The sequence below is a fragment of the bacterium SCSIO 12696 genome, assembly GCA_024397955.1.
Classification (GTDB): Bacteria; Pseudomonadota; Gammaproteobacteria; order Pseudomonadales; family Porticoccaceae; genus SCSIO-12696.
Window position 1 is genome coordinate 671,571 of the sequence record CP073744.1, and the last position, 20,728, is coordinate 692,298.

The window sequence follows — 20,728 nt, forward strand, 5'->3', positions numbered from 1 at the left end:
TCAGCCCTCCTTCTCAATACGGGTCAAATTGTTACGCAGAATTGGGCCGTATTCGTATTTACCCACACACATGTAGGTACACAGGGCCAAATCCTCTTCGTCCAGTTCCAGGCAACCCAGTTTTTGAGCCATGTCAGTGTCACCAACAATCAAGGCACGCAATAACTGAGTGGGAAGGATATCCAGTGGCATCACCGTTTCGTACTGCCCAAGCGGCACCATAGCCCGCTCACTGCCATTGGTGCTGGCAGTCAGACCAAAGGTTTTGCCTTTATTAAGGTTGGACAGGTAAATCGGCATCGCCGAGTAGCGGTCAGCGCCCAAGCTCAAATAGTGAAGCAAGTGACGCTCGGCACCCTCTTCGATCACAGATACCTGGGTGTGATAACGCCCCAGATAGGTGAAAGCACCAGAGGTTTTACGGCCTGACAGTACCGAACCAGAAATCGCGCGGTTGTCGCCGTCTTTGGTATTGCCCGCAATCAATTCGTCGGTATTGGCACCCAGGCGAGTGCGCACGAGACCGGGGTTGTTGACCTGAGGGCCAGCAACCGCCACCACACGACGAGTGTCAATGCGGCCAGTGGCAAACAGTGCGCCGTAGGCAATCACATCCTGATAACCGATGCTCCAGACAAACTTGTCGTGGTCAGCACCTACCGGATCAACAAAGTGTATGTGGGTACCCACCAGACCTGCGGGGTGAGGCCCACCGAATTGATGGCTTTCCACACCGGGCACATCGCCACCGGGGATATCGGCGCCAGGAGCGGTACACAAGTGTACCTTGCCACCGCTGAGATTGGTCAGCACCTTGAGGCCGTTGACAAAGTCGTCTTTGCGCTCAGCGATAACCGCGGCAGGGTCTGCAGCCAGTGGGTTGGTATCGATGGCTGTGACAAAGATCGAATTGGGCACGGCATCCAGAGCAGGTACCTTGGAATATGGCCGGGTGCGCAGCGCTTGCCACTGGCCGGATTCCACTAGGTTCTCCACGACCTTCTCCCGCTCCAGGGAGCCCAGCTCAGCCACATCGTATTGTTGGAAAGTGATTTCTCCATCACCTTCTACATCAATAACAACGGATTGCAGTACACGGCGCTCGCCACGGTTAACCGCACTGACGGTACCTGTAGCGGGTGCAGTGTATTTCACCCCGGCTGTTTTCTTATCGGTAAAAAGAACTTGGCCCAGTTTGACTTTGTCGCCCACTTTGACGGCCATGGTGGGTTTCATACCATGGTAGTCAAAGCCAATAATGGCAACAGAGCCTGCTTCGGGGCCATCCTGAATAACCTGTTCGGGCGCGCCCGAAATCGGTAAGTCCAATCCGCGACGGATTTTATTCATAGGTGGTGCCTACTCACGCAAGTGTAAAGAAGACTGTGTGAACGCCCTGACCACCGCTTTACTTGCCAGCGAGTCAGGCAGCGAACATATCCTGTATACGTTTTTGGTAACGTTTTATTTTAATCAGGGCCGGAAAAATGACCGACCAAACGGCGCTGAATTATAAAGGCAGCAGCGCCCAATTACCAGACATGCAAAGGGGTTATTACCACCCCGAAAAGGCTGGAAGTGGCGCATAAATCAATAACTTATCAGCTACGGATTGCAGGTTTTAAGTTGTGTACAAGTCGAAGCACGGAGCCCGTAACTCGCAACCCGCAACAGAAAGCAAAAACCCCGCCTAAGCGGGGTCATTGATGCCCCCCGCCTTCGCGGGGGGTAACGGCCTAATACAACCAGTGATTAAGCCTCTTTCGGGTACACATCCCAAGAAACGCCGGCCATTTCTTCCAGGCAACGAACCACCTGGCAGCTGTAGCCAAACTCATTGTCGTACCAGCAGTACAGCACCGCGCTGTCACCGGAGATAATGGTGGCTTTGGCATCGAAGATACAGGCGTGGCGCGAGCCAACAAAGTCGCTAGACACCACTTCCGGAGATTCGGTGAAGTCGATCTGTTGCTGCAGCGACGAGTGCAAGGCAACGCTGCGCATGTACTCGTTGAACTCTTCCTTGTTGCTGGCGCTGCCCATTTTCAGGTTGAGAATCGCCATGGACACATTGGGTGTAGGCACACGAATGGCATTACCGGTGAGCTTGCCTTCCATTTCTGGCAGCGCGCGGGATACCGCCTTGGCGGCACCGGTTTCAGTGATCACCATATTCAGCGGCGCGGAACGACCACGGCGCTCGGCGCTGTGGTAGTTATCGATCAGGTTCTGGTCGTTGGTAAAGGCGTGTACGGTTTCCACGTGGCCGTGCTCAACGCCGTATTTGTCGATCACTGCTTTCAGCACCGGGGTAATGGCGTTGGTGGTACAGGACGCGGCGGAGATGATCTTGTCTTCCGGCAGAATGTCGGTGTGGTTGATGCCGTAAACCACATTCTTCAGATCACCCTTGCCCGGTGCGGTAAGCAGAACTTTGGCGACACCCGGGCACTCCAGGTGCTGGCTGAGGCCAGCTTCGTCACGCCATACGCCGGTGTTGTCCACCACCACGGCGTTGTTGATGCCGTATTCGGTGTAGTCCACTTCCGACGGGTTGTTGGCGTAGATGATTTTGATGGGGTTGCCGTTACACACCAGCACGTTGTTTTCTTCGTCGATACGAATGGTGCCGTGGAAGGTGCCGTGTACCGAGTCGCGGCGCAGCAGGCTGGCGCGCTTCACCAGGTCATTCTTGGCTTTGCCCTTGCGCACCACAATGGCACGCAGGCGCATCACATCGCCACCGCCGGTCTTTTCGATCAACAGACGCGCCATCAGGCGGCCAATACGGCCAAAGCCGTACAGAACCACATCTTGAGGCTGGGGCAGTGGCTTGGAGTCACTATTGAGTGCATCCGCCAGCTCTACCCGCAAAAATTCTTCCGGAGTCTGGCCATTGGCCTGCTCCATATGCTTGGAGGCAAGCTTGCCCAAGTCCAGATGGGCGTGACCAAGGTTCAGGTCCAGCAACGCCTTGAGCATGGGGTAGGTTTCAAACTCAGAGACTTCATTATGCTCTACCTGACGCACCCGGCGGTGGGCCTTCATAATATCGATAACCGATTGGTTAACTAATGAACGGTCGTAGAGGTAAATACCCACATTGCGCTCGCGATTGAGCTGACCAATCATCGGGATCATGGCTTCTGCCAGGGCTTCACGCTCTTTCCAGTCAGCGAAGAAGTCGGCGGGTTGAGGTCTTGGGTCGGTCACAAGAGTATCCTGTCGTTGCCTAAAAATAGGCAGACATTATCGTGCCTGCCTGCAACAGGTGCAACAAATTGGTCACATTAAAGACAACCTCTTTGGGGAGGAGCTGCAGATGCATATGCTCCTCCCCAAAACAACCTACTTTCAGCAGAGTGAGAATTACCAGCAAACACCGCTGTAATTTGCCAGCTCTGCATGGGTGTCCGGCAACCGGACCAAATCCACCACATGGGTGTAGAGGCGAGCGATTCGGGCAATTTCCTCAGCGTAGGGGTGGTTGTGCGCAATCACCACCACATCGCTCTGGCGAATCAAGGTAAAAAAGTGGTCGCACACAGTTGTTTTCGGCGATTGCCCAAGGTCAGAGGCCACGCCAGCAGACTGTTCAAAATTCAGGTAAGGGTCATAAAACAACACCTCCCTGCCCCGCTCTTTCAGCTGTTGCATAAGCGCAATAGCCGGGCTTTCTCGCAAATCGTCAGTTCCGGGTTTAAAGCTGACACCGACAACCCCAACCGATGCACCGGGCAAATCAGCGATCAGCTGCTCTGCATGGCGAATGTGTCGTGAATTACTGACATCGATCTGATTAATCACTGGCAAGTCCACACCAACCGACCGGGCCAGGTGCTGCATACTGCGAATTTCTTTGGGCAAACAAGAGCCGCCATAGGCGAATCCGGGCTTCAGATAATAAGGCGAAAGATTAAGCTTGGTATCTTGCAGAAAGATATCCATTACCTCATGGCTGTCCACATCCACCGCCTGACACAGGCGCCCTACTTCGTTGCCAAAGCACACTTTAAGTGCATGCCAGGTATTGTCCACACACTTAACCAGCTCAGCCGCCTCCAGGGTTGTACGGATAGGAGCCTGATCAACAGATTGATAAAGCCGGGCCGCGTAATCTGCACTGCGCTTATCGGTAGCGCCAATCACGGTTTTTGGTGGCTTGTGAAAATCATCAATGGCGGTGCTCTCGCGCAAGAACTCCGGGTTGTAGCACACGCCAAAATCTTTGCCGCATTGTTTGCCAGAAAACTCTTCCAGCAAAGGTATCATGACTCGGCGGGTGGTTTGGGGTGGCACTGTGCTTCTGTAAACCACCAAGTGATAGCCCGTCTTTTTCTTTAAAGCCGCGCCAATTTGTCGGGTGGCCTCCTTTAAATAACTCAAGTTACAGCTGCCATCCTCATTGCTGGGCGTGCATACGCTGATAAAACTCACATCGGTACTGAGAATCGCCTGTTCGGCATCTTTGGTTGCCGCCAGCAAGTTTTTGTCATGGGCTTGGGATAACAAATCATCCAGACCATCCTCGACAATGACCGACTTGCCGATATTCATATTGGCCACTTTGGCGTCATCGAGATCAACACCCATGACCTTATGCCCCAAGTCAGAGAAACAGGCTGCTGATACCGCACCGACATACCCCAACCCAAAAATACTGATGGCTGGTTTTTTTAACGATTTGGCAGATGTCAGCCGAGGCCTATCCATCGTCAAAGGTGACAATGGGATATCCAAGTTTGCATCGACTACCTCTCTTTCTGCTAAAAATTCCTGTCGACCGTAAACACCTTGTTTTACGTTATTTTTGTTAATCATGGCCTTCGTCTCCGTTGCAATTATTTAATAACCTGAAACGACTACTGCAGAGAGCGTGCCAACTTAAAAAACCCTTATAAATAAGGCTTTTTATCGATTTATTTCCGATTTTTTTAAATTTTTTTTCACTTGGCATTGCAAGTTGCTTTGCATTTTGCAAAACGATCATAACAACACGTGAATTCCAACCAGAAGCCATGCAATTTCGCAAGAATTTGCATGGCACAAAGCTTGCTCAAGGAATAAAGAGAAATAAGAAATAGGGAAGTCTTATGAAATACAGCAAACTGACATGGCACTCATTGCCCTACCTTTCATTTATTTGCGTGGCCAGCTTAATTACCAATATCTGCGCCATGGCTTTGCCTATATATACGTTGCAAATCTTCGACAGAGTCATTACCAGCGGCAGTGTAGAAACCTTGAGCATGCTATCCATTGCCCTGGCCATCATAAGTTGCGCTTATCTCAGTTTTGAAGCACTGAGACGGAAGATGCAAGAGCTCTCCGGTGAACGAACTGTTACTGTGCTGACAGAAAGGCTATCCGAGAGTTCATCACTATTCTTTTCAAAAAAAAATCAGGAAAACAGCCCTTACGAGCTGATTGAAAAAGCAAAGTCTTTTGTAGTGAGCCCTAACCTATTGGCGGCCATGGATGCACTCTGGTCACCCATCTACATTATTTTCCTGTTTATCTTGCATCCCTATTTTGGGCTTCTGGCATTGGCCATCAATGGACTACAACTGACTACCTTATTGCTGCAAATACGCCATCTTGGTCGCAACAGCCGACATCTGAAAAAGCATCAAAACCAGCTGCAAAAAATCAACAAAGAGTCCATCAATTGCCAGCAAAGACTGAACACCATGGGCATACAAAAAACCTGGCTGGCTCGCATCAAAAGCATGACATCCGTACAACATCGCATGGAAAAAAAACTGGCCAGAAACCAACAGAGATACACGGTTTCCGGTATTACACTCAGGCTCTTATTACAAGCCTCATTGCCCGCCACCGGTGCCCTGCTTTTAATCAGCCAAACCATTACACCAGGTGTCATGCTGGCTGCTCTCATTATTGGGTTTCGCTGCCTGACCCCATTCGACACCTTATTGAAGAACTGGAAATCTCTTGAAGAAAGCCTAGCTGCTCAGTCAGAAATAAACCGCTTACTCAGAGTGGAAAGCCCAGTCAAAAATACTCCACCGCTGCCCTTTGGGGGTTGCTTAACCGTAAAAGAATGGTCGTTGCAAGAAGGCCTGCAAACCGTCAATTTTGCACTCAAGCCTGGGGAATCACTAGCGGTTATCGGGCCCAACGGGGCAGGTAAAACTCAGCTCCTGCAAACCTTGTTAGCGCAGAAAAAGTTGGGACAGAAAAAATACACGGGCAAAGTGCTTTTTGATCAAATGGAGGTTGCCACTATTGATGACGCTTGGCTTGGTAAACAAATAGGTTATGTGCCTCAAGAAAACCACTTTCCCAACGCCAGCTTCGCGGAACACATTTGTCGTTACCAACCTGTTGAGGCGTCCACCTGCCAAGAACAACAAATGGTCGCACTCGCCAAAAAGGTGGCCATTCACGATTGGGTTATGTCGCTGCCGAAAAGATACGACACCTGTGTAGGTGGAGAGTCACCTCTACCACCAGGCCTGGGCCAACGCCTGGCAGTGGCCCAAGCACTGTTCGGAGAACCGCAACTTTTGCTGTTCGATGAAGCCGATTCCGCATTGGATATTGAAGGGCTACAAGCCTACCAAAGCGTCCTTAAAGAACAGAAAAAATCCGGCAAAACCACTGTATTTGTTACCCAGCGCCGACAGTTAATTCACGAAGCAGACTTCGTGCTGGTACTGAATAACGGCGGTGCGGTTTTTTACGGCCCGGTTGCTTCCTTCTTTTCTTCTCATAACAGCTCTGCACACAGCCCGCAAAAAGCGTAAGGATACTCCTATGACCATTCAAGGCCCCACAAAAAGCATTCAGCAAAAAGCACAGAGAATCTGGGTTTCAGCAGCATTGACGCTGACACTAAGCCTGTCGGCTCTGTGTCTGTGGGCGACGTTTGCGCCGCTGCAAAGCGCAGCTACCGCCACTGGTTTTGTGCGCGTAGAAGGCAAAAAGCGCATCGTGCAGCACTATGACGGCGGTATTGTTGATCAGTTATTGGCCCTCGAGGGGGAATACGTGGCGCAAGGTACGCCGATCATGCAGTTACAAACCGTTGAGCTGGACCGCAAAATTCAAAGCCTGCTCAAAAAATACCTGAATTTGTCCGCCATGCAGGTTCGGCTCTCTGCTCAGATAAAGGGAAGCCAATCCATTGAGTTTCCCAAAGACGTAACCGCCCTTGCTGAAAGCATCAACTATCTGGGCGCGCTGAATGTTCACCAACAAATATTACGAGAGGAAAAAAAGTCACTGAAACAGAAGCTGTCTGTACTGGACAGTCAACTATCTCAACTGGAAACTGACATTGCCGGTCAGGAATCCACTCTAAAATCTTTGAAGTACCAACTCAGTCTGATTGAAAAACGGCAGTCCGCCATGAAGAATCTGGCGGAAAAAGATTTGGTCTCTAAAAAACAACTTGCTGATATTCAGCTTTCGGTGTCGTCCCTGTCGGAAAACATCAACCAAGCCAAAACTGCTTACAAAAGAGGCATTGAAAAACGCCGAGAGTTAAGTTTTTCCCGTCATCAACTGGAAACCCAGGACAAAGCCGATGCGCTCAACAAGCTGCAAAAAATTCAGACTGAACTCCCCCTGTTGAAAGAAGAAATCAAACTATTGAAACTCAAACGAGCCCGCGCACAAGTATTGGCCCCTATCTCTGGCCGGATCACCAACCTTCAAGTCAACACCATTGGCGCCACGGTGCATCCAGGAGGGAAATTATTGGAGATTGTTCCCCAGAGTGAGCGCTTGGTGGTAGAGGCACGTTTAAAGCCAGAGGACGTCGACAATATATCCAACGGTTCTGCGGCAAAGATACGCCTGACTGCTTACAACACCCGACGCACATTGCCTATAGAGGCTACCGTTCACAGGCTGTCTCCAGATCGTTTAACCGACGAATACGGGCAGGCCTACTACGAAGTGATTCTCTACCTGAATAACCTGCAACAGAACCAACCGCTTTACCCAGGCATGCCTGCAGAAGTGATTATTCATACGGGAAAACGTCACTTGATGGACTACTTGGTGGGGTCTTTGTTATCGGGCGCAGAAAAGGCGCTTTTGGAAAAATAGATAATCTCACTACTATCTCTAAAGAGAGTCGATTAGCTGTATAAGACGCTCAATAGCGATAGTTTTTGATATAGTACTTTCGGTAGACATGAAATAGGTAGGAAGAAAAGAACACCTCTGTTTTGCTGACCGTTGTCAGCAGGGATGCTGACAACGAGCCTACATGGACGTATTTACGGCGTGTCAGGGAAACAGAGGTGTTCTTTTCATTGGACAGGCGATTATATGTTTAAGCTGAGATGTAGGTATTGAGGGAAACCAATAAATGAAATATTTCGTAGTCCCTCTAATTTACTTTATACAAGGCGATATTACCAAGCATATAAAAATTGGGGAGACGTGCTGTGGAATAGAAGAAAGAATTAGCAGACTGCAGGCTGGTTCACCAGATATCCTAAATTTTCTTGGAGCTTGCTTTGCCCCGATGCCTTCAGAGAAGGCGCTTCACCGAAAATTCAAGTCTCAACGTTTACACGGTGAATGGTTTTTACCATCAGATGAGCTATACGAGTTTATCAATGAGAAATGCTTCAAAGATATCTGGGCTCTCTATGCAGCATATGAGTCAATAAAGGCTGGAGAACTTACCTATAATGAAGCCTTGTATATCGGGGATGACGGTCTTATCGAAATGTCTAATAAGAAAACTATGAAAACTATAAATTCCATGTATATTCAAGATGGTAAGAATGCACTGCATACACATAACAAATAGCTGCATCGGATCGCCACTGCTTGGCTCCTCGGTGAGCTAGACATTACAGGCTACAAATAAAAAACGGCAACCAGAAATGATCGCCGTCTTTTTATAGATCACAATTTAGACTTTCTCGTTAAACAACAAACGAAAAATCACTGAGAGAGGCGTCCGTAACTCCCTCCAAAGTGACGAAATCAACACTGCTGTACTGATCACCACTGCCATCCAAATCTACGGAGAGAACAGTATCGCCACCGGACTCCGACAGGCTCAACCACTCACCAATAGTTTCCAGGGTCAGTGCCGGTGACAAGTCCAGTTCGATAATGTCTTCACCCAGTGAAAAATCCACAATCAGGTCAAGAGAATCATTAATATCACTACTGCGCCAGTAAAAGGTATCACTACCCTCACCACCAATCAGCGTATCATCACCACCTAAACCGCGGATAAAATCATCTCCGGCGCCGCCATCGAGGCGGTTGTCCCGTTTATCACCACGAAACCAGTCATTGAAATCAGAGCCAATGGCGTTTTCGATGGACAACAAGGTATCGGAATCCCCCCCGGTGGTGCGCTTTCCGTGAATATCAATACGAATACCACTGGCCAATGCTGAATAATCTGCGGTATCAATGCCACTGCCACCGTTCAGCTGGTCTTTGCCAGAACCGGATACAAACACATCATTGCCGGAACCGCCCAGCAAGGTGTCTTTGCCATCGCCACCCACTAGGGTGTCGTTACCAGTGCCGCCGTCCAAATAATCGTGTCCGCGGCCACCTGACAGAGCGTCATCACCGGAACTGCCGTAAAGGTGATCGTTGCCATAGCTACCGTCCAGGGTATCTTCGCCGGTGCCGCCTTGCAGTTCATCGTTGCCGGAGCCGCCAAACAAGGCATCATCGCCGGAGTTGCCATACAACACATCATTACCGGAGCCGCCGTTCAATGTATCTTGTCCGGTGCCGCCGCTGAGTTCGTCGTGGCCGTTGTCACCGTACAAGGTGTCGTTGCCACCACCGCCCTTCAGCAAATCATTGCCAGAGCCACCGTAGCCCACATCATCACCAGAGCCGGCGTAAATTTCATCATGGCCGTTATTGCCGTAATGTGTGTCGTTACCGGCGCGGCCGTACAGCTGATCGTTGCCATTGCCGCCGTGCAAAGTATCGTTGTCCGAGTGCACCACAGCAGCAACGCCGTCACCAGTACCATCAACGATCCCATCATCGACACCGCCGCTACTGTGACTGACATTCGGGTCGAGCACCCGGGCATTGGCAGAGCCGAGATCAACGGTAAACACGGAATCGTCAAAGTCTTTATCACCGCCGTTGTAGAGGTCTTCAAACCCCAGGGTCAGCTCGCCCCGGTCGCTGTTAAGCAAACCGACTGTGTGGGGAATACCGTCTGGGTTGAGGCTGTAATCACTGCCATCAACCCCCGCTGCGGTGTGGTATTTGTGGATCATCAATTGCCGTTCCGAGCCATCATCCCCCACAAACCACAGTGAAGGATTACTGTCGTAAATAGTGGCAGAGTCGCCACTGGCGTTGCGAAACACCAGCGTGCCAGCATTAAAATCAATGCCGTTGTAGCCCTGGTTGAAACCGTAACCGTTGGCGACAATAAAAAAGCCAAGCTGGTCACCGGCTTGCAGTGACAGAGCACTTTCGCTCTGCCCACGGATTAAATCGCCGCCAGAGCCTTGCAAACTGGCGTTGGGAAAATGCATGGTGACATCGCTGATCAGCCCGTTGGCATCCACCTTGTAACTGCCCAGGCTGTTGCGATAACCGGCGGTTTCATTTTCAAAAATCACCTTGCCCTGGTAATCCTCAGTGATGGTCAGGTGGGGCAAACTGATGTAGCTGGGGCCGCCGCCACCGTAAATCACATCGTTGCCGCTGTTGCCGTGCAACTGGTCATCACCGGTGCCGCCCCAAACCTGGTCGTGGCCGTTGCGTGCTTCGATCAGGTCATCGCCACCGCGCCCGGAAAACACTTCGTGCCCGGCACCGCCTTGCAGGTGGTCATCACCGCTGCTGCCGATTATGGGTTTAATTGCTATTGCCATGGTTATTCTCCTTTTTAGTATTGGGAAATATTTATCAACGCCAGCAACCCCTGCGCACTGGGCAGATCCGCTAGCGAGGTGTAGAAAAGCACAGCCAAAACCAACGTGGTGAGCCAAACGGTGGTCACGTAAGACGCGATCCAGTTGTTTAATTTGTCGGCAAAACTTTCCCCCAATCCAGCGGATTGATTGCCCCGGTTGGTCCAGCGTTGTTTGGCCAGGCGCGCCAGGCAGTACACTTTTACCGACGCGTTGAGCAGCTGGTTAAAATAGAGAATAAAGGGCCATTCCACGTGCACGGTTTTGCTGTATCGATACAAAAACAAAGACAGCGCCATGCGGGAAAAAGCGATCCAGATCAGGTAAGCCAGAAAATAAAAAGGGTCTCGCAGTAAAGTGGCCAGCAGCGCCACAATGGGGCTGACCAGCATGGTCCACATAGCGATGCGTTGGTCCAGTACACACCACCAAATAAACCCACCCACCTTGCGTGGGCCCAGCTTCAAAGCCCGGGTGCCATTGCGCAGCATATTGCCGGACCAGCGCCGAAAGTTTTGGGTCATGCGCTCAATGCCAGAACCGTCCACCTCTTCCACCGTGTACACCAATGCATCCGGTACATAGAGCATTTTCGCGTCTTGGGTGAGCATGTAGTACCAGGTGCTTTTGTCGTCGCCGGACAAAAATCGAAACTTGCCCCACAGCCAGTGTTCCAGATGGTCCGCCTCCAACATGCGAATAAATTTGTAACGGGTGAGGTGGTTGGCCCGAAATACCGACATGCGTCCGGTCAGTGTTAATACCTTGTTGGACATTGCGTGGGATTGCATGGCAATGCGCCGCTGAGAAAAACGCATGGTGAGCCAGGATTTGACCCAACCAGGGCCAAAACAGATCACTTCTTCATCGGTGGTTACCGCTTGCAGTTCCGGGTCGGCTTCAAACAATGGGCAACATTTGCGCAGGATATCCGGTGCCAGAATGGCGTCACCGTCCATAAACACAATCAGGTCGTCCCGGTGAATGCGGCGCCGGGACATGGCGCGCAGTACCAGGCCAATGGCCATGCGTTTACCAGACACATTCTGGCGAATAATCACCAGCTCCAACGGCAAGTCCGCCCCGTGCTGGCGCAGGTAATTCATGATGATATTTTCGTCGTAGGGGTCTCCAGAGCCCAGCCACAGTGTGGTGGGCACACCGGCGTTGCGCACTTCGTTACAAATACTTTGCACCACCAGCTCTGTGGTGTCGCGGCGCTCTTTAAAGGTGGTCATCATGAAATGCAGGTGATGGGGCCGCCAACCATCGGTCCAGACCGCGTCTGCTGTTTTTCGTATTTGCGGGAAACGACGATGCTGGTAATACTCGGAGCGCACCACGTGCACAAACCACCAGCAATAACGCCAAATACCCAGCGCCCCAAGCGTGATGGTGATTTTTTTCAGGTCACCGTCCCAAATGGTATTGGGTGCGTGCATTACCAGGATAAACGCAATCAGGAAGTAGCCGGAGATATGCAGCACCGTTATCAGTGGCCATTTTTTCGGCGTATCGGTGCAGTGCTGGCCGCTGACAATCGCACTAAAATCCCGCCCTCGGCCTGCTGAAGTGTTTGATCGCGATTTTGACTGTAAACAGTGGCTCATATGGATCCCTCTGCTTGAGTCCGGCCAGCAACCGTTCGCTCGGTATCTTTTGAGAGTCCGTCAGGTTCACTGCGCACCCAACGCCAAAACTCCTCCACCGACTCCGCGGGGAATAACACCTCTACCGGCATTCCCGGCCTTAATACAGACAGCTGCTCTTGAGTGGTCACCGACAACAATTCAATTTCCACCAAGGTATCCTTGCTGGCCGAATTCTCTGGGCGATAACCCCATTTTTCGCCGACTAGCTGAACATGGCTGTCGTGCACCGAGACCACAATGCCCTGCCAGTGACGGCCGCTGCCGCGAATTTGAACCTGCTGATTAATGCGCACATCCGTGGATTGTTGGTGGGAAATATAAGCGTGCACAGTCAGGGCACTGCGTTCGTCGAACAAACTGCGTTCAAACAAGCCAACAGTGTCACCACGCCGAACCAACGCGCCACGACCGCGCAGTAATTTCACCAAACGCCCTGAGCCTGGAGAAAAAATAGACAGGTTATCTTTGTACTCATAAAGAGCGACTAATTGCTGGGTCGCCAAGGTGATTTCCTGCTCCAGGCGATCCACTTCAATTTCATAAACCCTTGCTTCTTTACTGGCGGGGCTGCCACTGATTTCTATGGCCAGAGCGTGTTTTTTGCGTCGCTCTTGCAGCTCTACTTTTTTCCGCTCAACAGCAATCTTGGCTTCGTCGATACGCTTTTTCAGGCTTGGGGAATCAATCTGAAACAGTGGGTCCCCCTCCTCCACATAATGATTGATGGCGGTATTTACCTGCTGCACACGACCATCGACTAACGAAATCAGCGGCTCCACTGGCGCGTGCACTACCGCAGTTTTTACTTTCAGGCTTAAAAAATTTTCATACACCGTGACCGAAGCCACCGCAGCCAGAAAAGTACCAACCGCCAGGTACACAACTGACATCAACCACTTTTTGGCCGAAAAACGTTTAACCGGTACTTCCCCGGTTGGGCTTGGGTCCGGTTTTGTGGAAACCGGCGTTACCGGTGAATCGATACGCAAGATGGTGTCTTGCACAGGCGTCATCGCACCGCGCACCAGCTGTTCAATAAAGTGGCTCATCAGCTCCGTCTGTCGCTCTGTCAGCTCTACAAAACAAAAAGCCGCTTCTCGTTGCGTTTTGTCTATGCGCAGCAAGGTCACTTCGATATCAAAATCGATATTGAACCCTTGAAAAGGCAACTCCAGATTACACAGGCAGTTTTCCCCGATGGACAGTTTTTTGGATCGCACTGGCCAGTTACTTAAACGAAAGCCACCCAGGCTCCAGTCAACAGCGCTGTAATCACGGTCGTTAATCCGAATCCGCAATGGGGTGCGAACTCGGTGGTGCAAACGCTGGCAGGCTTTTTCTCGGGTAATTTTCATAGCACAGGCTTTTTTTACATTTACCCATGCATTGCAACCTTTGTACCAAGTGAAATAAATTACCTGACAAATCAAACAATATTCATTAAAAATCAATCATTTATAGACAAAAACCACAAAATAAAAAGTCATAAAAGATTGTTCCAATACGCATCTCTGATATTGCATATTGAGCAAATTTCGCAATTTGAAAATGTCTGTTTGCAAAATGCAACGCAACAGAAAAAACAGAGTTCTTAATACGCAAATACCCCGAAAATCACCCTCACGCAAAAATAAAAACGAACTTCTAAAGGCCCCGTAAACACTGGACTTCAGAGGGTTATCGAAAATATTTTTTACGGAAAAAAACAATCTGGCCCAGTGATTGCACTACCGCTACAGACAACAAAAAAATGCGGAAAAACAATTCAGGGACACACCATGATTTTTTCAAGCAACATCTTTTTATGCGTCTTTTTACCGGCTTTTATGGCCGCGTATTACCTGACGCCTCAGGCAAAGCGTTCCTGGACGATTCTGTTTGGCAGTTACCTGTTTTACGCCTGGTGGCGGGTGGACTTTCTTTTATTGTTTGTCGCCGTCACCTTGTGGAACTACGGATTCGGATTAAAGATTGAATCCGCTAACCAGCGAGCGGCCAAGTGCTGGGTAACCGCGGGGATTGCTCTTAATCTGGCCACCCTGGGCTATTTCAAATACGCCAATTTCGGTGTCGCTACGGTCAACGCCGCAATGACCTCGCTGGGCTTGGACCCCTGGTTACTCACCCAGGTTATTCTGCCCATCGGTATTTCGTTTTATATCTTTCAGGCCATCAGCTACATCATTGATGTCTATCGCGGCGATACACCAGCGACACGAAACCTGGTGGACTTCGCGGCCTTTATCGCCCTGTTCCCACAACTGATTGCCGGCCCGGTGTTGCGCTACAAAGACATCGCCTGGCAGTTCCAAAAACGCAACCACAGCTGGAGCAATTTTTCCGAAGGCGCCCAGCGTTTTATGGTGGGTTTTATCAAGAAGGTGGTGATTGCAGACACTCTGGCACCAATAGTGGATGCCGGTTTCGCCCTGGAGAACCCAAGCACCTTGGACGCCTGGTTAGCAGTACTTGCCTATAGCGCACAGCTTTACTTCGACTTCTCCGGCTATGCCGACATGGCCATTGGTCTGGGTTTAATGATGGGTTTTCGGTTTGTGGAAAACTTTAATCAGCCCTATATCAGTCAATCCATCACCGAGTTTTGGCGCCGCTGGCACATCAGCCTGTCCAGCTGGCTGCGGGATTACCTGTATATCCCTCTGGGCGGCAACCGCCAGGGGGCCAAAAAAACCTACCGCAACCTGTTTTTAACCATGCTGCTGGGCGGCCTGTGGCACGGCGCAAACTGGACATTTCTGGTATGGGGTGCCTGGCACGGCCTGTTGCTGGCCGTGGAAAAACTGTTGGGCACGGCCACTGACCATAAAACATCGTTCTCTCCCCTGCGCTGTTTGTTCACCCTGTTTTTGGTGATGCTCGGCTGGGTGGTGTTCCGCGCCGATTCCATCGCCAGCGCCACCGTGCTGTATCAAGCCCTGTTTAGTTTCGACGCTTCACAGCTGACTGAGGTTTACGCCAATCAGGTAACGTCATTACAGATCACCACTCTGGTACTGGCCTGGGCCGTTATTTTTACCCGGGGCCTGATGCAGCGCCGCAAAGAAAACGGCAATACCAGCACACCCACATTCGCTCTGCGCTTTCCCACAGCTTACTCAGCCATTTATGCCGCCGTGTTGCTCCCTTTGTTTGTCGCGGCACTGCTGAAACTGTCTGCACAAAGCTACTCCGCATTTCTGTACTTCCAGTTTTAAGAGGCCACCATGAAACCCCATACTGACAAACCATCACTGCGCACCGACAAATGCATCAGCATTGTGTTTATAGGGGTTATCGTTGTCTGCGGTGCCTTTTCCTGGAGCGGGTTGCGCATTGATCAAACGTCGTTCACGGCCAAAAACATTTTCAATGGCAGCGCCGCGCAATCTCTGGAAAGCCATTACGACCAGCGCTTTGCCTTAAAACAATTGGGCACCAACAGCTGGGGAGCACTGGAGTACACCCTGTTTGGTGAAGGCCGCCAGGGTGTGGTTGTGGGCAATGGCGGCTGGTTGTTTAGCAACGAAGAGTTTTATGCCCAAGATGCCCAAAATCACCTTCAGCAAAACCTTGCTTATATTGGCTGGGTTGCCGAAAAGCTGGCCACAGCGCAAGTCCAGCTCTTGGTGGTTCCAGTGCCTGCCAAGTCACGCTTATACGCAGAATATCTGGGTAACCAACAGCCCAACAACGCTTATCGCGAGTTGTACTCATCGCTGACCCGCTCATTACGCGAAGCCAACATTCACTCACTGAATACGCTGGCTCTGATGGAGCAGCAAAAAAACCACAACACCCCGCTGTTCTTACGCACAGACACCCACTGGAGCCCGGAGGGTGCGCAGCTGGTGGCTCGCGCAGTGGCTTATCAATTGAGCGATCTTGAATTGCCCTCTAGCGACTTCACCACTGAAAAAGTGGCGGAGAAAAACCACCGCGGTGACCTCACCCGGTTTCTGCCTTTGTCCCCCTGGTTCGATCAGCTGATGCCGCAGGCAGACACCTTAAATGTGTATCGCACCTACGCCGCCGAAGATGCACTGTTTGAAGAAGACGCACTTTTCGGTGACGAAGACCATTCCCCCGCTGTCGCCCTGGTGGGCACCAGTTACAGCGCCGACCCACAATGGAACTTTGAAGGGGCACTAAAGCAACACCTGAATACCGAATTGAGCAACTTCGCCCAATCGGCGCAAGGCCCGTTAGCGCCGATGAATACCTTTCTGGAACAACAGCTGAACAACTTGCCGGAACTGCAAGTGGTGATTTGGGAAATTCCCGAACGCTACCTGCTGGTGGGTTATCCGGAGCTTTACCCGGAAGCGCATAGCAACATTTCCGGCAAAACCGTTGCAGTAAATCAATAACAAACATTCACAGGTTGGAGGAACCGTTATGAAAAAGCACCCGCTCACTCGCCCCGTTACAAAAGCGATTACCGCATCGGTGGAGCTGCTGACAGGAACCACATTCGTTATCGCAGCAGCGATGGCTGTGCTGGCAGCATCCGCATTGTTGCTGTCGCCAAAGGCTCAATCCGACGAAGCCGCGCTGTACGACAAGGCACCCGAAGGCTCTGCGTTTATCCGCCTGGTAAACACCACCGGCCAACCACTCAACATAACCTTGGGCGATAAAACTCTGAGTGCCGAAAGCCATTGCCAGGCCAGTGGGTTTGTTTACTTGCCTGAAGGCCATTACGCCACTGGCGGCTGGTCTGGCCACTTGCAGTCAGATATTGCCTACACACTGGTGGTAAATACGTCAGGTAACCAGCTGTATCAGCAGCCTGTTTTCCGAAATATTCGCAAAGGTCAGCTGGCGGTGTACAACCTGTCATCCACTGAGTTTTCCATAGTCACCACCAAGGGACACAAAGCGGTATTCGCCAACCTGACCGTTAGCGACTTACGCGCCCGCCCTGTTAACCCGGTCAAGATTCAACTTTCTGTTCAGGCGCCTGGCACAGCTGCCATCGCCACAGCACCGGTTATTTTTCAGCCCAGCACCACCAGTAGCTTGCTGGTGTGTGACAACCACAGCGACAAAACCGAACAGACCCTGGTTAGCCAGTGGATCAACCACTAAAGGGCACTTCTAAAAATGCACTATTTCCGCGATAGCAGCGTTGGCACCGTACTCGACTCCTCATGTATCACTTATACATTGCGGGTCTCCGTGCGCCGCCGCCTTGCTCTCACGAAAATATCACTATTTTTAGAAGCACCCTACAGCGGCTAGATGACTATAAGGAGTAGAACCATGAACACTCGCACGATTATTACCCGCCTTAAAGCGCACACCGCGGCCATGTTATGGCTTACCAGCCAGGCTGTTGCGGCAGGCGAGCTGTGTGGCAATGCGGAAAATCTGGACAACTACAACAACGATTACTTAAAAAACTTTGTCACCCTGCAAAAAGGCACTGACGGCTGGCTGTTTCGGGATATGGACTTAAAGCAAGAGTTCGGCCCCAATAAAACCAGCTTAAATACTCTGGTTAAACTCAACCGTTTGCTAAAACAACAAGGCACCAAACTGGTGTTGGTGCCCACGCCAACCCGAGCCCTAGTACACCCGGAAAAGCTGGGAGAGATTGCCTTTAACGCCAAAAAAGCCCAGCGCTCTTACAAAGACTTTATCAAGCAACTCAACGCTCTGGGCATTGCTACACCCAAGTTGTATCGCCTGCTGGAAAAGACCCATAACGAGCCACTGTTTTTCGCTCGCGATCACCACTGGAACAGCCAGGGTGCCCAGGCAGTGGCCAAATTGACGGCAGACATTATTACCGCGTCCGGAAAATACCAGGCTATCGAAAAGCTGGAATTTTCAACCGCCATCACCGGCAACGACAGCAATCGCGGCAGCCTGAACAAAGCCGCACAGATTCTTTGCAGCCAACAGTTTGCGCCAGAAACCTTTGCCACCTATTTCACCCAACGCAAAGGGGAAATCGACCTGTTTGCGGATACCGCTACCCCGAAAGTCGTATTGGTAGGCACCAGCAACAGCAGAGGGGCGTTGAATTTTAATTTCAGCGGTTTTCTCAGCCAGTACACCGGCGTGGATATCTTAAACAACGCCGAAAGCGGCAGCGGTCAAGACAAGGCCCTGTACAACTACCTCACCAGCAGTGAGTTCACTATTCACAAACCGCGCTTCTTGATCTGGGAACTGCCCAGCTACTACAGCATGAACAATCACAGCACCTTAAACCGGATTTTGGAACACCTGGAAAGCCAACAAAAAACTGCACGGAGGGCTGCAAAATGAGTATTTTCAATAAATTCCAATATCTGAATAAAAACACTGATGCTAAAGGTATGGGTTCGGTATCACTTGATGTGACTGTGGCCAGCATGGATGCTGGCCTCAAGCCCCCATGGAAGGGTTTACGGCGCGTCACAGCAAGTGATACCGAGCCCAGGGCTGACTCAAAAACAGCATTACGTACACTGACATTTAGCTTGCTGCTGGCAGCCACATTAAGTGCCAACGCGGTAGAGCTGACCTTGGAGAAAGGCTACGACAGCAACCCCCATAAAATTTCAGCGCCGCCCTACTCCGCCACCTACACTGGCTTGCAACTGCAACACGCCGACAAGTATTCGCTAAAGAACAAAGCCAGCCTTAGCTATCATGTAAAGGTCAACAGCAAATGGTATCAAGACCCGGCTAAAACAGCGGATAGCCAACGGATAGACGCCAGAGTTCGCTGGGCCAATCGCTTTAAAATCGGCGACAAAACCGCCAACCTGTTGCTAACGGCAGATCTGCGCAGTGATCAGAGCAACTACTTCAGCCAACTGCAACGGCAAATTGCCACCACCAGCCGTGGCGATTCACTGGAAGATCGTTTTAACTACCGCTCTGCCAAACTGGCGGCGGAACTGATCTATCGTTTTGACAAGCAAAAATCCCTCTCTTTACACAGCTATATTGCGCAGCGCAATTACCAGCAAAACTACAGCGAACTGGGTGTGGAAGGCCTGGACTTTAAAGAGATCAATCTGCAACCCACCTTTCGCTACAAAGCCAAAAACGGCCTGTATCTGCGCCCTTTCGTCTACCTGCGCTATCGCCACTACGATCAACTGTTAAACGACAATAGCGATGGCCGCAATATCATTGGCTCCCCTTTGACTTATCGCTTTACAGGCTACGGACTGGTTGCCAACAAACCTCTGACCGATAACCTGATCGTCAAAAGCTATATCAACGGCTACTGGGCCAGAGACAATGCCCAAGGCTATCGCGACCTGAATTACCACAAATGGGAGCTGGGGTTGGAGTACGCACTGGGTAACGCCCGGCAACTGGCTTTAAAAAACATTTGCTACAGCAAAGACTATTTACAAGATTCGTTCCGAACCATGGAAGCAGAAACCGGCGATGCCGGGCGTAAACGCACCGGTTGCTATGTGGAAGGTATCTATCGCCAACCGCTGGATATTGGCTTAGGCGATAAACTCAGCTGGCAGGTAAAAGCTAGTACGGAAAAAGAAGACAACTCTGAAACTGTGTTGAGTTACCAGCGTTCTACTGTAGCGTTAGGCGTTCATTACCAGTTCTAATTTACGAGCTATTTATGCTGAACAGCGATAACCATGTGAACTACCAATGGACTCTATAGCTACTGGAGACACTATACTCTTCACTAATTCAGAATAGTCATTCACTAGAGTTAGTGTTAACAGCAATAAATTGAAATCCCGTAGGTGCTAAGCCATGTTCTGAATAAGTGCGACCTTCGATGGTAAAACCAGTGATATCAATCGAAGTAACTTCTACTATTGCACCAGACTCCCCCCCATCACCTATAGCAACAACAACTGGAACATTTTTGAAAGGGTCTCGAAAGTTCACTCGATAAACTCCTGAATCTACGGGAAATACTGTAAACGGGTAACCAGAATAATGTTCAACTTTTCCATTGCTTTTGATTGACCCAGCTGTAACTACATCTAATCTTTCAATCTCACGAATTATTGAAGCTGTCTCGTTTTTAACTGTTTCTCGGGCTCCTTCAGTCGCAGCAATAAAAGCTCCAAATATTGTTGCGATTGCTCCAATAATTGCGACTATTACTTCCTTCTTCATGTCATTCTCCTAATTACACTAGAATATACTGCAGTGTTTGCAGGCAAAAATCTTACACAACTATTGCTTCTATAT

Annotated in this window: 15 protein-coding genes; 8 read left to right on the plus strand and 7 right to left on the minus strand. The window is 50.5% G+C overall.

Annotated features, from left to right (window positions below; translation table 11 throughout):
- The 3 genes from KFE80_03100 to KFE80_03110 all read right to left on the minus strand — a co-directional run bounded on the left by KFE80_03100 (position 1) and on the right by KFE80_03110 (position 4,713).
- Complete coding sequence (locus KFE80_03100; GenBank protein ID UTW45909.1) at positions 1 to 1,350, minus strand: Na(+)-translocating NADH-quinone reductase subunit A; 1,350 nt, start codon at positions 1,348 to 1,350, stop codon at positions 1 to 3.
- A 402-nt stretch (positions 1,351 to 1,752) separates the two neighbouring features.
- A complete protein-coding gene (locus tag KFE80_03105) occupies positions 1,753 to 3,213 on the minus strand; it encodes a glyceraldehyde-3-phosphate dehydrogenase (protein ID UTW45910.1) in 1,461 nt (486 codons plus the stop codon).
- 156 nt (positions 3,214 to 3,369) lie between these two features.
- On the minus strand, positions 3,370 to 4,713 hold the full coding sequence (locus KFE80_03110; GenBank protein ID UTW46605.1) for a nucleotide sugar dehydrogenase: 1,344 nt from the start codon (positions 4,711 to 4,713) through the stop codon (positions 3,370 to 3,372).
- Between the two features lie 380 nt (positions 4,714 to 5,093).
- On the opposite strand from KFE80_03110, the gene KFE80_03115 reads away from it, so the two are divergent.
- From KFE80_03115 to KFE80_03125, 3 genes are all read left to right on the plus strand, one after another.
- Complete coding sequence (locus tag KFE80_03115; GenBank protein ID UTW45911.1) at positions 5,094 to 6,770, plus strand: ATP-binding cassette domain-containing protein; 1,677 nt, start codon at positions 5,094 to 5,096, stop codon at positions 6,768 to 6,770.
- A gap of 10 nt (positions 6,771 to 6,780) precedes the next feature.
- Positions 6,781 to 8,079, plus strand: coding sequence for an HlyD family type I secretion periplasmic adaptor subunit (locus tag KFE80_03120; protein UTW45912.1), 1,299 nt, complete (start codon positions 6,781 to 6,783; stop codon positions 8,077 to 8,079).
- A gap of 265 nt (positions 8,080 to 8,344) precedes the next feature.
- On the plus strand, positions 8,345 to 8,794 hold the full coding sequence (locus KFE80_03125; protein UTW45913.1) for a GIY-YIG nuclease family protein: 450 nt from the start codon (positions 8,345 to 8,347) through the stop codon (positions 8,792 to 8,794).
- A gap of 118 nt (positions 8,795 to 8,912) precedes the next feature.
- Here KFE80_03125 and KFE80_03130 read toward each other — a convergent pair whose 3' ends face one another.
- From KFE80_03130 to KFE80_03140, 3 genes are all read right to left on the minus strand, one after another.
- The gene (locus KFE80_03130) at positions 8,913 to 10,859 is read right to left on the minus strand and encodes a DUF4114 domain-containing protein (GenBank protein ID UTW45914.1); all 1,947 of its coding nucleotides are present in this window, start codon (positions 10,857 to 10,859) and stop codon (positions 8,913 to 8,915) included.
- Between the two features lie 14 nt (positions 10,860 to 10,873).
- On the minus strand, positions 10,874 to 12,340 hold the full coding sequence (locus tag KFE80_03135; protein UTW46606.1) for a glycosyltransferase: 1,467 nt from the start codon (positions 12,338 to 12,340) through the stop codon (positions 10,874 to 10,876).
- A 164-nt stretch (positions 12,341 to 12,504) separates the two neighbouring features.
- Positions 12,505 to 13,905, minus strand: a complete 1,401-nt coding sequence (locus KFE80_03140; GenBank protein ID UTW45915.1) for a biotin/lipoyl-binding protein — start codon at positions 13,903 to 13,905, stop codon at positions 12,505 to 12,507.
- A 423-nt stretch (positions 13,906 to 14,328) separates the two neighbouring features.
- On the opposite strand from KFE80_03140, the gene KFE80_03145 reads away from it, so the two are divergent.
- The 5 genes from KFE80_03145 (at position 14,329) to KFE80_03165 (ending at position 20,127) form a co-directional block, all read left to right on the plus strand.
- The gene (locus KFE80_03145) at positions 14,329 to 15,765 is read left to right on the plus strand and encodes an MBOAT family protein (GenBank protein ID UTW45916.1); all 1,437 of its coding nucleotides are present in this window, start codon (positions 14,329 to 14,331) and stop codon (positions 15,763 to 15,765) included.
- A gap of 9 nt (positions 15,766 to 15,774) precedes the next feature.
- A complete protein-coding gene (locus tag KFE80_03150) occupies positions 15,775 to 16,917 on the plus strand; it encodes an alginate O-acetyltransferase (protein ID UTW45917.1) in 1,143 nt (380 codons plus the stop codon).
- Positions 16,918 to 16,945: 28 nt separating this feature from the next.
- Positions 16,946 to 17,638, plus strand: a complete 693-nt coding sequence (locus KFE80_03155; protein ID UTW45918.1) for an alginate O-acetyltransferase AlgF — start codon at positions 16,946 to 16,948, stop codon at positions 17,636 to 17,638.
- A 174-nt stretch (positions 17,639 to 17,812) separates the two neighbouring features.
- The gene (locus tag KFE80_03160; protein ID UTW45919.1) at positions 17,813 to 18,826 is read left to right on the plus strand and encodes a hypothetical protein; all 1,014 of its coding nucleotides are present in this window, start codon (positions 17,813 to 17,815) and stop codon (positions 18,824 to 18,826) included.
- Positions 18,823 to 20,127, plus strand: coding sequence for a hypothetical protein (locus KFE80_03165; protein ID UTW45920.1), 1,305 nt, complete (start codon positions 18,823 to 18,825; stop codon positions 20,125 to 20,127). The genes KFE80_03160 and KFE80_03165 overlap by 4 nt, the downstream gene beginning before the upstream one ends.
- Before the next feature lie 97 nt (positions 20,128 to 20,224).
- On the opposite strand, the gene KFE80_03170 is transcribed toward KFE80_03165, so the two are convergent.
- Positions 20,225 to 20,653 (minus strand): hypothetical protein, encoded by a 429-nt coding sequence (locus tag KFE80_03170; protein UTW45921.1) that lies wholly within the window; start codon positions 20,651 to 20,653, stop codon positions 20,225 to 20,227.
- Between the last annotated feature and the right edge of the window lie 75 nt (positions 20,654 to 20,728).